14 protein-coding genes are annotated in these 14,100 nt (G+C 67.4%); 5 read left to right on the forward strand and 9 right to left on the reverse strand.

Translation table 11 applies throughout. The features are described 5' to 3' along the window. Positions 1-24: 24 nt before the first annotated feature. Together E3U26_RS05590 and uvrA are read right to left on the reverse strand one after the other, a co-directional pair. Positions 25-1,185 carry a Hint domain-containing protein gene (locus tag E3U26_RS05590; protein WP_499105688.1) on the reverse strand — a complete coding sequence of 387 codons (1,161 nt, stop codon included), beginning with the start codon at positions 1,183-1,185 and terminating at the stop codon, positions 25-27. A gap of 385 nt (positions 1,186-1,570) precedes the next feature. Then, entirely contained in the window at positions 1,571-4,429 is a 2,859-nt protein-coding gene (gene uvrA, locus E3U26_RS05595; RefSeq protein ID WP_499105689.1) for an excinuclease ABC subunit UvrA, read from the reverse strand. Positions 4,430-4,588: 159 nt separating this feature from the next. Here uvrA and E3U26_RS05600 point away from each other — a divergent pair, with 159 nt between their 5' ends. Further along, positions 4,589-4,942, forward strand: a complete 354-nt coding sequence (locus tag E3U26_RS05600) for a GFA family protein (protein WP_036752283.1) — start codon at positions 4,589-4,591, stop codon at positions 4,940-4,942. Here E3U26_RS05600 and moaA read toward each other — a convergent pair. Further along, on the reverse strand, positions 4,939-5,985 hold the full coding sequence (gene moaA, locus E3U26_RS05605; RefSeq protein WP_499105690.1) for a GTP 3',8-cyclase MoaA: 1,047 nt from the start codon (positions 5,983-5,985) through the stop codon (positions 4,939-4,941). The two genes, E3U26_RS05600 and moaA, sit on opposite strands and share 4 nt — an antisense overlap. A 124-nt stretch (positions 5,986-6,109) precedes the next feature. Here moaA and E3U26_RS05610 point away from each other — a divergent pair, with 124 nt between their 5' ends. Beyond that, positions 6,110-6,619: a hypothetical protein gene (locus tag E3U26_RS05610; protein WP_449044257.1), complete on the forward strand. Its 510-nt coding sequence runs from the start codon at positions 6,110-6,112 to the stop codon at positions 6,617-6,619. Here the strand turns inward: E3U26_RS05610 and E3U26_RS05615 are convergent. Continuing rightward, positions 6,607-7,326, reverse strand: coding sequence for a DNA alkylation repair protein (locus E3U26_RS05615; RefSeq protein WP_499105691.1), 720 nt, complete (start codon positions 7,324-7,326; stop codon positions 6,607-6,609). The genes E3U26_RS05610 and E3U26_RS05615 overlap by 13 nt on opposite strands. 280 nt (positions 7,327-7,606) lie before the next feature. Between E3U26_RS05615 and E3U26_RS05620 the strand changes: the two genes are divergently transcribed. Continuing rightward, positions 7,607-9,079, forward strand: a complete 1,473-nt coding sequence (locus E3U26_RS05620; protein WP_036752289.1) for an NAD-dependent succinate-semialdehyde dehydrogenase — start codon at positions 7,607-7,609, stop codon at positions 9,077-9,079. A 44-nt stretch (positions 9,080-9,123) separates the two neighbouring features. On the opposite strand, the gene E3U26_RS05625 is transcribed toward E3U26_RS05620, so the two are convergent. Beyond that, positions 9,124-9,870, reverse strand: coding sequence for a DUF1013 domain-containing protein (locus tag E3U26_RS05625; protein ID WP_036752291.1), 747 nt, complete (start codon positions 9,868-9,870; stop codon positions 9,124-9,126). 161 nt (positions 9,871-10,031) lie between these two features. Between E3U26_RS05625 and E3U26_RS05630 the strand changes: the two genes are divergently transcribed. Continuing rightward, the gene (locus tag E3U26_RS05630; RefSeq protein ID WP_036752293.1) at positions 10,032-10,652 is read left to right on the forward strand and encodes a ribonuclease T2 family protein; all 621 of its coding nucleotides are present in this window, start codon (positions 10,032-10,034) and stop codon (positions 10,650-10,652) included. Positions 10,653-10,885: 233 nt separating this feature from the next. On the opposite strand, the gene E3U26_RS05635 is transcribed toward E3U26_RS05630, so the two are convergent. Both E3U26_RS05635 and E3U26_RS05640 read right to left on the reverse strand, forming a co-directional pair. Beyond that, positions 10,886-11,863, reverse strand: coding sequence for an NAD(P)H-quinone oxidoreductase (locus E3U26_RS05635; RefSeq protein WP_499105781.1), 978 nt, complete (start codon positions 11,861-11,863; stop codon positions 10,886-10,888). 11 nt (positions 11,864-11,874) lie between these two features. Next, positions 11,875-12,561 carry a COQ9 family protein gene (locus tag E3U26_RS05640; RefSeq protein ID WP_036752297.1) on the reverse strand — a complete coding sequence of 229 codons (687 nt, stop codon included), beginning with the start codon at positions 12,559-12,561 and terminating at the stop codon, positions 11,875-11,877. A 125-nt stretch (positions 12,562-12,686) separates the two neighbouring features. Here E3U26_RS05640 and rpsU point away from each other — a divergent pair, with 125 nt between their 5' ends. After that, positions 12,687-12,893, forward strand: coding sequence for a 30S ribosomal protein S21 (rpsU, locus tag E3U26_RS05645; protein WP_011748553.1), 207 nt, complete (start codon positions 12,687-12,689; stop codon positions 12,891-12,893). 71 nt (positions 12,894-12,964) lie between these two features. Here rpsU and E3U26_RS05650 read toward each other — a convergent pair whose 3' ends face one another. Next, the gene (locus E3U26_RS05650; RefSeq protein WP_175562323.1) at positions 12,965-13,423 is read right to left on the reverse strand and encodes an Lrp/AsnC family transcriptional regulator; all 459 of its coding nucleotides are present in this window, start codon (positions 13,421-13,423) and stop codon (positions 12,965-12,967) included. A gap of 157 nt (positions 13,424-13,580) precedes the next feature. Next, complete coding sequence (gene mscL / locus E3U26_RS05655) at positions 13,581-14,018, reverse strand: large conductance mechanosensitive channel protein MscL (RefSeq protein WP_114536477.1); 438 nt, start codon at positions 14,016-14,018, stop codon at positions 13,581-13,583. Between the last annotated feature and the right edge of the window lie 82 nt (positions 14,019-14,100).

A 14,100-nucleotide genomic window follows, 5' to 3' on the forward strand; every position in this document is an offset into this window, starting at 1 on the left:
GGCCTGCATCGCGGTTTCGCGGCGTCAATGCAGCCCGGCAGCCTCGGCGACCAGCGGGCGGCCGTTGCGCAGATGGCGCAGCGCCAGCCTGCGGCCCTGCCGGCCCGAGACGATCTCGCGCGCGGCGACCGGCGGGGCCGCCGGCACGCGCAGGGCGGGGAAAAGCGCAAACAGCTCTTCGCGGGCGCTGCGGCCGATGGCTTTCAGCGCCTGCGCGCCGGGGTAAAGCGATTCCGCCTCGGCGCCGTTGGCAAAGACGACCTCGTGCCGGTCGAAGGCGAAGTGGAAATATTCCACCACCTCCAGATCCTGGGCGATGTCCACCCCGTCCAGCATCAGCAGCTGCTTGGCCGCGACCAGCACCTCGGCACAGCCGAACAGCCGCATCGCCACCCTGGAGCGCACCAGGATGCGATGCTGCGGCGAGACCAGCAGGTCAGCCGAGGGCACGCCCTGCCCCAGGGCCCCGGCGCGGATGCGGATCGGGCGCAGCTTGGGCGTGGCCGCCAGTTCCCGGCCCAGCCGGCGCGAGGCGATCCAGCGCAGCGGTTTCAGGCCGTTGTCCAGCGTCCGCACCAGGTCGCCGATGCGCAGGCTTTCCACCGGCCGCAGCCCCCCGGCGCATTCGATCAGCGTGCCGCGGGTGAAGCAGACGATCTCGGCCTCGAAGATCTCGGCGCTGAAGCCGATGGTGGCGACGCCCGTGTCGCCCGACAAGCGGGTCACGCCCAAGATCTCGATCTTGGAGATGCGGGCATGGGCGCTCCAGGCAGCCGCCGTGTCCGTCGAGGGACGGACGAACAGATCGCCATTGCTCATCTGCATGAGGATGCCGTTCAGTTCCACCACGCTGGCACCGCCATCCTCATCATGCACGGTAACAGCAAAGCGAGCGCTGAGAAAGGTGTTGAGGGTGACGGCGCTTTGCGGGCTGCCATCCGGGTCGGTATAGGAAAACCGGCTGGCAGGTTGCAGAAAACCCGACTGATAGCTGGTTCTGAAGGTTCTGTTGCTGCCTGAGCCGAAGTAATCGCCGGTCAAGGCGAGGGGCGCGATTTCCTCGCGGCCCTCGGCCTCCCAGCCGACGATCGCATTGGCCTGGTCCTGGTTGATGTTGCTGGAGGGGGTGGGATCGAGCAGGGACCGGTTGCCGATCCACATGAGATTAACAGTCGTAACAGGCAATTCGCGCTCCTTTTGCGTTCGTTACCGGGTTCATCCGGTGCGCTGCGCCGGATGAAAACACTGGAGAAACCCTGCATCCGCCCCGCTTGATCGAAATCAAGCCTAAAGACAGATGCAGGCAAAATGGAGATAACGCGAAAATCGAACGCCTGACCAGATCGAAAAAGCGGCAGCAGCCAGGGGAACGCATTTTACCCGGCCGGGCCGGCCAGCGATCATCGCCGCAAGGCCGCGTGCCGGCCGGCGGCAGGGGGGCAGGATCGCGCCATATTCGGTCAAGCCACACCGGGTCACGGCGAGGTCGCATAGCCCTTGGCCGCGGCCCGCGCCGCCAGCCGGTGTCGAGCCCGCAGATACGATGTAGCCCCTTGGCCTGCGGCCGCGCCTATTCCGCGGCGCGGCTGCGCGCCGCAGCCAGCATGGGCGCCAGGTAGCGGCCGGTATGGCTGGCCTCGACTTCGGCCACGGCCTCGGGCGTGCCGGTGGCGACGATGCGGCCGCCGCCGTCGCCGCCCTCGGGGCCGATGTCGATGATCCAGTCGGCGGTCTTGATGACGTCAAGGTTATGTTCGATCACCACCACCGTATTGCCCTGCTCGACCAGGGAATGCAGCACTTCCAGCAGCTTGCGCACATCCTCGAAATGCAGTCCCGTGGTCGGCTCGTCCAGGATATACAGTGTCTTGCCGGTGGCGCGGCGCGACAGTTCCTTGGACAGCTTGACCCGCTGCGCCTCGCCGCCCGACAGCGTCGTGGCCTGCTGGCCGACCTTGATGTAGCCCAGGCCCACCTCGACCAGCGCGTCCATCTTTTCGCGGATCGAGGGCACGGCCTTGAAGAATTCCTGCGCATCCTCGACCGTCATGTCCAGCACGTCGGCGATGGACTTGCCCTTGAAGGTCACTTCCAGCGTCTCGCGGTTGTAGCGCTTGCCCTTGCAGGTCTCGCAGGTGACATAGACGTCGGGCAGGAAATGCATCTCGATCTTGATGACGCCATCGCCCTGGCAGGCCTCGCAGCGGCCGCCCTTGACGTTGAAGCTGAAGCGGCCGGGCTTGTAGCCGCGCGCCTTGGCCTCGGGCAGGCCGGCGAACCAGTCGCGGATCGGGGTGAAGGCGCCGGTATAGGTCGCCGGGTTTGACCGCGGCGTGCGCCCGATGGGGCGCTGGTCGATGTCGATCACCTTGTCCAGATGTTCGAGCCCCTTGATCGTCTCGCAGGGGGCCGGGGTCTGGCGCGCGCCGTTCAGCCGCAGGCTGGCGGTCTTGAACAGGGTCTCGATGGTCAGGGTGGACTTGCCGCCGCCCGAGACGCCGGTGACGCAGACGAACTTGCCCAGGGGGAACTCGGCGGTGACGTTCTTGAGGTTGTTGCCGGTGGCGCCGACCACCTTAATCGCCTTGCCATTGCCCTTGCGGCGTTCCGACGGCACGGCGATCTCGCGCGCGCCGGACAGGTATTGCCCGGTCAGGCTGCAGGGATCGGCGGCGATCTCGGCCGGAGTTCCGCGGGCGACCACCTGGCCGCCATGCACCCCCGCGCCCGGCCCCATGTCGAAGACATAGTCGGCATGGCGGATCGCATCCTCGTCATGTTCGACCACCACCACCGAATTGCCCTGGTCGCGCAGCCCCTTGAGCGTCGCAAGCAGCCGGTCGTTGTCGCGCTGGTGCAAGCCGATGCTGGGCTCGTCCAGCACGTAAAGCACCCCGGTCAGTCCCGAGCCGATCTGGCTGGCCAGGCGGATGCGCTGGCTTTCGCCGCCCGACAGCGTGCCGGCAGCGCGCGACAGCGTCAGGTAATCCAGGCCGACATTGACCAGGAAACCCAGCCGCTCGCGGATTTCCTTGAGGATGGCGGCGGCGATCTCGTTCTTCTGCTTCGTCAGGTGTTTGGGCGCCGCCTCGATCCAGGCCAGCGCCTCGCGGATCGACAGTTCGGTGACATTGCCGATATGGCTGCCGGCGATCCTGACCGCCAGCGCCTCGGGCTTCAGCCGATAGCCGTCGCAGGCGCCGCAGGGGCGGTTGTTCTGGTATTTCTCGAACTCCTCGCGCACCCAGGCGCTGTCGCTTTCGCGCAGCCGCCGCTCCATGTTGGGGATCACGCCCTCGAACTGGCGCGTCACCTCGTAGATGCGGCCGGCATCGTCGAAGCGGAACGGGATCTCGTCCTGCCCCGAGCCGCGCAGGAACATCTGGCGCACCGATTCCGGCAGATCCTTCCAGGGGGTCTTCTTGTCAAAGCCGTAATGCCGGGCCAGCGCATTGACGGTCTGGGTCAGATAGGCCGATTTCGACTTGGCCCAGGGCGCGATGGCCCCCTGCGCCACCGACAGCGCCGAATCGGGCACGATCAGCCGCTCGTCGAAGAACAGCTCGACCCCCAGCCCGTCGCAGACCGGGCAGGCACCGAAGGGCGCGTTGAAGGAAAACAGCCGCGGCTCGATCTCGGGGATGGTGAAGCCGCTGACCGGGCAGGCGAAATTCTCGGAGAAGGTGATGCGCTCGGGCTCGCCTTCGGACGGCGCGGTCTCCAGCACGGCGATGCCGTCGGCCAGGTCCAGCGCAGTGCGGAAACTGTCGGCCAGCCGCGTCTCCATGCCCTCGCGCACGACGATGCGGTCCACCACCACGTCGATATTGTGGCGAAACTTCTTGTCCAAGGTCGGCGGCTCGTCCAGCTCGTGGAACTGGCCGTTCACCTTGACGCGCTGGAAGCCCTGCTTGCGCAGTTCCAGGAATTCCTTGCGATATTCGCCCTTGCGGTCGCGGACGATGGGCGCCAGCAGATAGGCGCGCGTGCCCTCGGGCAGTTCCATCACCCGGTCCACCATGTCCTGGACCTGCTGCGCCTCGATCGGCAGGCCGGTTGCCGGGGAATAGGGCGTCCCGGCGCGGGCAAAGAGCAGCCGCAGGTAGTCGTAGATTTCCGTCACCGTGCCGACGGTCGAGCGCGGGTTCTTGCTGGTCGTCTTCTGCTCGATCGAGATCGCCGGCGACAGGCCCGAGATATGGTCCACGTCCGGCTTGCCCATCATGTCCAGGAACTGCCGGGCATAGGCCGACAGGCTTTCGACATAGCGCCGCTGCCCCTCGGCATAGATGGTGTCGAAGGCAAGGCTGGACTTGCCCGAACCCGACAGGCCGGTGATGACCACCAGCTGGTCGCGCGGAATGTCCATGTCCACGTTCTTCAGATTATGCTCGCGCGCGCCGCGAACCTCGATGAACTTCTGTTCCATCGCGCCAGTCCTGATCACGTCCTGATTCCGCCAAGCGCATGAGATAGGCATCCGCAGCGAAATGGCAACCCGAAACGGAACAACTCGGGAACATTTCCGCTTGCGATGCCCGCCGCCCTGCCCCACCATGCACCCGAGTCGCAAAACGGGAGGCAAACCATGACCCGACAGCACTACCAAGGCAGCTGCCAATGCGGCAGCATCGCCTATGAGGTGGATGCCGATCTGGACCAGACCTTCACCTGCAACTGCTCGCGCTGCCAGCGGCTGGGCTTCGTGCTGACCTTCGTGCCCAGGGCGGATTTCCGCCTGACCAGCGACGGGCCGGTGACGGAATACCTGTTCAACCGCAAGCAGATCCATCACCGCTTCTGCCCGACCTGCGGCGTCGAATCCTATGCCTTCGGCACGGGACCGGACGGGGCCGAGATGGTGGCGGTGAACGTGAACTGCCTCGCAGGGGTCAACCCGCGCGCACTGGCCAGCCAGGCGGTGGACGGCGCCAGCTACTAGCCGCCGGTATGGCTCATGAAGCGGCTGACCTGCCCGGCGACATGCCGGCGGGAATAGTCGAAGTCATGGCCCTTGGGCTTGCGGGCGATGGCCTCGCGGATGGCATCGCGCAGCGGGGCGTCGTCCTGGCTGGCACGCAGCGGCGCGCGCAGGTCGGCGCGATCCTCCTGCCCCAGGCACATGAACAGCTCGCCCGTGCAAGTGATGCGGACACGATTGCAGCTTTCGCAGAAATTATGCGTCAGCGGCGTGATGAAGCCGATCTTCTGCCCGGTCTCCTCCAGGCGGACATAGCGCGCGGGCCCGCCGGTGCGTTCGGTCAGCGGCGTCAGGGTGAAGCGCTCGCCCAGGCACGCGCGCAGGTCGGACAGCGCCCAATACTGGTCCAGCCGCTCTTCCTCGCCCATCTCGCCCATCGGCATGACCTCGATGAAGGTCAGGTCGTGGCCCTGGTCCGCGCACCAGTCGACCAGGCGAAACAGCTCGTCCTCGTTGAAACCCTTCAGCGCGACGGTGTTGATCTTGACCCGCATCCCCGCGGCTTTCGCCGCCTCGATCCCCTGCAGCACCTGCGGCAATCTGCCCCAGCGGGTGATGCGGGCGAAACGGTCGGGATCGAGCGTATCCAGCGAGACATTGACCCGCCGCACGCCGCAATCGGCCAGTTCGTCGGCGAATCGCGCCAGCTGGCTGCCGTTGGTGGTCAGCGTCAATTCGTCCAGCCCGCCATTCGAACCGGCACCCAGATGGCGCGACATGGCGCGGAAGAATTCCATGATGTTGCGCCGCACCAGCGGTTCGCCGCCGGTGACGCGCAGCTTGCGCACGCCCAGGCCCACGAAGGCGGAACACAGCCGGTCCAGCTCTTCCAGCGTCAGCAGGTCGCGCTTGGGCAGGAACTGCATGTGCTCGGCCATGCAATAGGTGCAGCGGAAATCGCAACGATCCGTCACCGACACCCGAAGGTAGGTGATCGGCCTGGCAAAGGGGTCTATCAGCGGGGCCTGGACATCCATGGCGCAAAGATAAGCACGGGCCGGCATCGGCACAAGCCGGCCGATCCGTTGATGGTCTCGTAACCATGAATGGAAGCTCGGCTGGACAGCAGGGGCCGGCCGGGTCTAGCCTCGCCCCGACCTGAAAAGGATGAAGGACAAGCGCATGCCGATGACCAAGCCGATCCTGCGCCTGCTGGGCGCGCTGGCGCTGCTGGCACTGGCCGCCTGCACCCCTGCAACGCAGACCACCCCCCGCACGCCCGGCACCACCGCCGGCATCGGCGGCGAAACGGCCGGCACCGGAACCGCGGCGGGCTCGGTGCTGACCGCGGCCGCGCGCCCCTCGCCCGCGGCGCGCACGGCGGCGCAATTCGACACCACCACCCGCGAGCAGAAGGCCGCCGCCGCCGCCCCGCCCGCCACGGGCGAGCGTCGGATCGGCACCACCATCGCCTCGCTGGGCGACCCCTCGCAGCCCGGCTTCTGGATCAAGACGCCGCTGGTGAAATCCGAAGCCGACGGCCGCATCGTGAACCCGGCGAACGGCAAATCCGCCAAGGTGCGGCTGATCCCGCTGGACGGCCCGGCCAGCGGCGGCAGCCAGGTCTCGCTGCCGGCATTGCAGCTGATCGGCGTCAGCCTGACCGACCTGCCCACGATCGAGGTCTATGGCAGCTGATCGCCGCCCGGCCGATCCTGCCCCGTCCCGCCGCGGTTTTCCGGCAGCCACCGCCCCGCCTCGCGCCGGGCAAAGGGCTTCAGCCGCGCGCCATGCGCGGCCAGCCAGTCGCGCACGCGGCCGGGGTCGTGCTTGGACAGTTCGCGCAGCCACCAGCCGATGGCTTTTTGCACGAACCACTCCCGGTCGTCGGTCAGCCGGTCCAGCCAGGACAGCACACGCTCGCGCCGCTCCAGGTCCTGCGGCTTGGGATTGCGGATATGCGTCCAGGGCAGCGTGCCGACCAGCGCGGCGCGGCGCACCCAGAAGCCGGGATGGTCCAGCCAGGCCTCGACCTCGTCCAGCCGCTCGGGCCGGGCCAGCAGCCGCCGCTCGCCCGCCTTCATGGCGTGATCGGCAATCGCCCAGCCGTCGAATTGCGGCACCCAGCCGGCGATCAGATCCCAGGCCGCGTCGTCGGGCCGGATCCGCGCCTGGGTCAGCAGCTTGGCCGCCGCGATGCGCGCCTCGTGCAGGTCGCTGTCCCAAAGCCGCCGCGCCAGATCGACCCGCCCCGGCACGTCCAGCCCCGCCCGCCAGCTGCGGGCAAGCGCGTCGATCACCGGAACCGCCACGCCCAGGTATTCGCGCGGCGCCTTGTGATAGGCCGCCATCTCGGCCGCCTTGCCGGGATCGCCCAGCGCCTTCAGCTCATCCAGCTCCCGCATTTCACCGTTTTCCAAATACCCTGAATCCGGCCCATCACCGGGTTTGCCCAGGGAATAATCCCTGCCGCGGCGAAACAGAAGCGACGAAAAAGGGCGGCGCCAGAGAGAGACGCCGCCCAGTCGAATACGCCAAGAGGGAAAACCTGACGATGGCAAGGCAACGCCGCAGCCCGCCATCCGGTTCATCACGATTGCTCGATCCCGGCACGCGGCAGCTGCGGCTTGCGTTGGCCCGGCAAAAGCGCAAGCCTGCACCCGACCCGAACGGAAGGAGCCCGCCATGACCAGACATGCGACCGACCTGAAGATGCTGCTGAAAGACCCCTCGCTCTTGCAGACCCGCGCCTATGTCGCCGGCGAATGGATCGACGCCGATGACGGCAAGACCTTTCCGGTGGTGAACCCGGCGCGCGGCGACGTGATCGCCGAGGTGGCGGACCTGTCCCGCGCCGAGGTCGCCCGCGCCATCGCCGCCGCGGCCGAGGCGATGAAGGGCTGGGCCGCCCGCACCGCCAAGGAACGCGCCCAGATCATGCGCAAATGGTTCGACCTGATGATGGAGAACCAGGACGACCTGGGCAAGATCCTGACCGCCGAACAGGGCAAGCCCTTGCCCGAGGCCAAGGGCGAGATCGCCTATGGCGCCAGCTTCATCGAATGGTTCGGCGAAGAGGCCAAGCGCATCTACGGCGAAACCATCCCCGGCCACCAGCCCGACAAGCGCCTGACGGTGATCCGCCAGCCGATCGGCGTGGTCGGCTCGATCACGCCCTGGAACTTTCCCAATGCGATGATCACCCGCAAATGCGGCCCGGCCATCGCCGCCGGCTGCGGCTTCGTCGGCCGCCCCGCCGCCGAGACGCCGCTCTCGGCCCTGGCGCTCGCCGTGCTCGCGGAACGCGCCGGCCTGCCCAAGGGGCTGTTCAGCATCGTGACCTCGTCGCGCTCCTCCGACATCGGCAAGGAATTCTGCGAGAACCCGCTGATCCGCAAGCTGACCTTCACCGGCTCGACCGAGGTCGGCCGCATCCTGCTGCGCCAGGCCGCGGACCAGGTGCTGAAATGCTCGATGGAACTCGGCGGCAACGCGCCCTTCATCGTCTTCGACGACGCCGACCTGGATGCGGCGGTGGAAGGCGCCATGGCCTCGAAATTCCGCAACAACGGCCAGACCTGCGTCTGCGCCAATCGCATCTATGTGCAGGCCGGGGTCTATGACGAATTCGCCAGGCGGCTGGCGGCGGCGGTCGACAAGCTGCGCGTCGGCGACGGGCTCGAGGAAGGCGTGACCACCGGCCCGCTGATCAACCGGGACGCGGTCGAAAAGGTCCAGGAGCATATCCAGGACGCGGTCGAGGGCGGCGCCACCGTCGTCACCGGCGGCAAGCCGCGCGAGGGGCTGTTCTTCGACCCGACCGTCGTCACCGGCATCACCGACAGGATGAAGGTGGCGAGCGAGGAAACCTTCGGCCCGCTGGCGCCGCTGTTCCGCTTCGAGACCGAGCAAGAGGCGATCGAGCGCGCCAATGCCACCATCTTCGGCCTCGCCGCCTATTTCTATGCCCGCGACATCGGCCGCATCACCCGCGTGCAGGAGGCGCTGGAATACGGCATCGTCGGGGTGAACACCGGCATCATCTCGACCGAGGTGGCACCCTTCGGCGGCGTCAAGCAATCCGGCCTCGGCCGCGAGGGCTCGCGCCACGGCATCGAGGACTACCTGGAGATGAAATATATCTGCCTGTCGATCTGACCGGCCAGAAAAAACCCCGGAGCCGAGCTCCGGGGTTTGCGGGATCAGTGATCCTCGTCCTCGTCGTCATCCGCATCGGGCAGGTTGAAGAAGCTGTCCGCATCCAGGTTGTCATCCCGCTCGGGCTTGTCGTCATCCTTGCTGAGGCTGAAATTCTCCAGCCCGGCGATCGAGCTGGGCAGGCGCGGCTCGTCCGACATGGCAAGCGAGGTCTCGGTCGAAAGCAGCTTGCGACGCTCGTCGTCGGTCATGGCGCCGCCCTCGGCCGCCTTGCGCTTGGCGGCCTTCTGCACGGCGGCGTCCAGCTCGGACTGCCGGCACAGCCCCAGCGCCACCGGGTCGATGGGCTGGATGTTCTGGATGTTCCAATGCGTCCGGTCGCGGATCGAGGCGATGGTCGGCTTGGTGGTGCCCACCAGCTTCGAGATCTGCGAATCACCCAGCTCGGGATGGAACTTGACCAGCCACAGGATCGCGGCGGGCCGGTCCTGGCGCTTGGAAAGCGGCGTATAGCGCGGGCCGCGGCGCTTCTCCTCGCCCTCGGCGGCGGGGTTGTGCTTGAGCTTCAGCCGGTGCAGCGGGTTCTTCTGGCCCTTCTCGATCTCGGAGGCGTCGAGCTGGTTCGAGGCGACCGGGTCGAAGCCCTTGACGCCGACCGCCACGTCGCCGTCGGCGATGCCCTGGACCTCAAGCTCGTGCATGCCGCAGAAATCGGCGATCTGCTTGAAGCTCAGCGTCGTGTTGTCGACCAGCCAGACGGCGGTGGCCTTGGCCATCAGCGGCTTGTTCATGACCTTCTCCTTAACAATATCTCTTCCGGCCGGGGAAAACGGCTTTCGGCGGGGCGCCATTCCATTTTCGGGGGATTGACAGGCTATATAGGGCCGGAAGGGGCCAAAATAAAGCCTGAAATTCGTGGCGCGCGGCAAGGACCGGCGCTAGGTTCCCCACCATGAAACCGGCCATCCTGATCGCCTTCCTCCTGCTCGCCCCCGCGGCCCTGGCCCAGGACATCGCGGGACGGTTCGACTATTATGTCCTGTCGCTCAGCTGGTCGCCCAGCTGGTGCCGCGCCGAGCGCGATGCCGAGCAATGCGCGAGCGGACGGAAGCTTGGCTTCGTCGTCCATGGCCTGTGGCCGCAATACGAACGCGGCTGGCCAGAATATTGCCGGACCGAGGCCCGCGACCCCCCGCGCCGCGAAACCCGCGCCATGGCGGATGTGATGGGAACGGGCGGCCTGGCCTGGCATCAATGGAAGAAGCACGGGCGCTGCTCGGGCCTGCCGGCGCGGGACTACTTCGCCCTGACCCGCGAGGCCGCCGCCCGGATCGCCCTGCCCGAAACCCTGCGCCGGCTCGACCGCGACGTCACCCTGCCCGCCCAGGTGATCGAAGACGCCTTCATCGAGGCCAATCCCGGCCTGGCGCGCGACGGCATCACCGTGACCTGCCGCGCCCGCGCCCTGCAAGAGATCCGCATCTGCCTGACCCGCGACCTGCAGCCCCGCGCCTGCGCCGAGGATGCCAGGCGGGATTGCCTGGGCAGCTTCCTGATGCCGGCGCCGCGGTGACGGAACGGCTGCGATGCCTCCGGCGGGGATATTTAGACACGAAAGAAAAGCACACACCCCGCCCGCCGGAGCTGAAGGTCGGGGTGTGGCTTCTTCCGTGACGGCCATCGGCGTCCCCGCCTGTTCCGTGATTCCAAACTGGCAGAAAATCCTTGCGATTCGGTTAACGGCTTCTTTCGTGCTTCAAATATCCCCGCCGGAGGCACCGGGCCGTGCCAAAACCGCCGGAGCGGTCAATCCTCGGCCGAAACCCGCAACAGGATCTTGCCGATATGGCCGCTGCCCTCCATGCGGCGATGCGCCTCGGCCGCCTCGGCGAGCGCGAAGGTGCTGTCGATCAGCGGGCGCACCGCCCCGGCCTCGACCAGTGGCCAGAGCCGTTCCTGCAACGCGCCTGCGATGCGGGCCTTGGCCAGGTCGGATTGCGGGCGCAGGGTCGAACCCGTCACGGACAGCCGCCGGGCCATGATCTGGGCGAAATTGATCTCGGCCTTGGGACCGGCAAGGAAGGCGATCATGGCCAGCCGGCCGTCATCCGCAAGGCACCGGACGTTGCGGGCGATATAGTCGCCCCCGACCATGTCGAGGATCAGATCGGCGCCGCCGGCCTTGCGCAGCACGGCGACGAAATCCTGCTCGCGATAGTTGATCGCGGTGGCGCCCAGCCGCTCGCAGGCCGCGCATTTCTCGGCCGAGCCCGCCGTCGCCCAGACTCGCGCCCCCAGCGCCCTGGCGACCTGGATCGCCATGGTGCCGATGCCCGAGGAGCCGCCATGGACCAGGAAGCGCTCGCCCGGCTGCAAGGCCCCGCGCATGACCACGTTGGACCAGACGGTGAAGGCGGTTTCCGGCAATGCGGCGGCCAGGCGCAGCGACAGGCCCTGCGGAATCGGCAGGGCGTGGTCTGCCGGGCAGGTCGCGTATTGCGCATAGCCGCCGCCCGGCAGCAGGGCGCAGACCCGGTCGCCCGGCCTCCAGCGCGTGACGCCTGGGCCGACGGCCGCCACCTCGCCGGCGCATTCCAGGCCCGGCAGGTCCGAGGCCCCCGGCGGCGGCGCATAGGAGCCGGCGCGTTGCAGCACGTCGGGACGGTTCACCCCCGCCCAGGCGACGCGGATCAGGATCTGGCCATGCCCGGCCACCGGAACCGGCCGCGTCACCGGCCGCAGCACCTCGGCCCCGCCGGGGGATGAAATCTCGATCGCCTGCATCACATCGGGAATCACCCGTCGCCTCCTTCCGTCCGGGCGCGCGGATTTGCGCGCAACGCTCCGGGCAGATTGCGATTTTCCGGCCGCCTGATCCAGCCCGTCGCAAGCCCGGCCAGGGTCGAGACGCCGGGCAGCCCGCCGACCCGTTCCTTGAGGCTTTCGAAGCGCATCACGCCCTCGATGCGGCGGTCCAGGAAGCGGCGCGTCTCCTCGGCCTCGGGCGAATCGTCGCCCAGCCAGTAAAGCACCGTCGCGCCATAGACCGCCGACAGCGTCGCGCGCTTGGAATACCAGTTCACGTCCTCGGAGCGGTCGCCGAGCCCGTCCCAGATCGCATCGGCCGTCTCCCAGACCAAGCGCGCGCCGAGCGCCGCGTTCTGCGGCAGGGCCAGGATCGCCGCCCCCGCCCGCGCAAGCTCGCGGTTGCTCAGCGACAGCCGCTGCATCACCGCCGCCGAGACGCGGTCGCGAAACCGTCCCTCGGGCGGATGCGCGGCCATCCAGTCGCGCAGCGCCTGGTCGCCCCGGCGGTGATAGGCGGCGGCAAGATCCGCGCCGCCGCGCGGCAGATGCACCCGCGCCAGCGCCGGGTTCATGCCGATGTCGCGCGCGCCCTCGGCGATGGCCTTTTCCCCCATGCCCTCGAAGACGACATGGGACAGGGCGGCCTCGATCAGCCGCTCGCGGTCATCCGTCATGGCACTCTCCTTTTTTCTTCCTGCAGCGCGGGTCCAGAAAATCTGGACAAAGCCGATTCGGCTTGCTAGAAGGCCGCGTCCTGCAAATCAGCTCAACTTTAACCTAGGAAGGTGGTGACAACCACATGCAGGTAAGTGTTCGCGACAACAACGTCGAACAGGCGCTTCGTGCTCTGAAGAAAAAACTTCAGCGCGAGGGGGTGTTCCGTGAAATGAAGCTCAAGCAGCATTTCGAGAAACCCTCGGTCAAGAAGGCCCGTGAAAAGGCCGAGGCCGTCCGCCGCGCCCGCAAGCTGGCGCGCAAGAAAGCGCAACGCGAAGGCGCGCTGTAAGACGAGCGACACGTTCGTTTCAGGAAAACCCCCGTGCCATGCGCGGGGGTTTTTCATTCACGCCGGCACATTCACACCGGCAGCGCCGTGGTGAAGGCCACCGTGCGCAGCGAGAACGAGGAATGCATCTGCTGCACCCCCGGCAGCTTGGCCAGCCGCTGGCGGTGGATGCGGGCGAAATCGTCGGTGTCCTGGGCCACCACCTTCAGCAGGTAATCCGCCGAGCCGGCCATCAGGTGGCATTCCAGCACGTCGGGGATGGTGCGCACGGCGCGCTCGAAAGCCTCCAGCAACTCGTCGGCCTGGCCGGACAGCGTGATCTCGACGAAGACCGTGGTCGGGCGTTCGAGCTTGCGCGCGTCGAGCAGCGCGACATAGCCGCGGATCACCCCCGCCTCTTCCAGCCGCTGCACGCGGCGATGGCAAGCGCTGGGGGACAGCCCGACCTCGCCTGCCAGGTCGGCATTGGTCATGCGCCCGTCGCGTTGCAGGACGGAAAGAATGCGGCGATCCGTTGCGTCAAGCTCGATCATCGGGGCGATCCCTGTCTCGCGGCTGCCGGGCGGCGCCGGTTTCTTCGACCATAGCGCCGCCAGAGCCGGGATATAAGCGAAAATCGCCGCCATGGACGACAAGGCGCGACCCCAAGGGGGGGCCGCGCCATTGCCTTCCTGGGTCGCTTTCGCCTCAGGCGCGGCGGGCGCGCAGCTCGTCGCGGATCTCCATCAGCAGTTCCTCTTGCGTCGGGCCGGCGGGGGCGGCCTCTTCGGCCTCCTTCTTGCGGGTGGCGGCGCTTTGCACCCGGTTCACCGCCTTGACCAGCAGGAACACCGCCCAGGCGATGATCAGGAAATTGATGATCGCCGAGAGGAAGGCGCCATAGGCAAAGACCGAGGCGCCCGAATCGCGCGCCACCTGCAGGCTGGCGCCCGGCGGAACCTCGCCCTTCAGCACCAGGTAATGCCCGCTGAAATCCGTGCCGCCGGTCAACAGCCCGATGATCGGGTTGATCAGGTCGGCGACCAGCGAATTCACGATCGCCGTGAAGGCTGCGCCGATGATGATGCCGACGGCAAGGTCGATGACATTGCCGCGGGCGATGAATTCCTTGAACTCCTTGAACATGGGCTTACCTTTCCCAGCCTGTTGCGCGCGTTCCGGCAAAGGCTGCCACATCACGCTAACCCCTTGCAACATGAGACAGGAC

The sequence above is a fragment of the Paracoccus ferrooxidans genome (genome assembly GCF_029909815.1).
GTDB lineage: Bacteria > Pseudomonadota > Alphaproteobacteria > Rhodobacterales > Rhodobacteraceae > Paracoccus > Paracoccus versutus.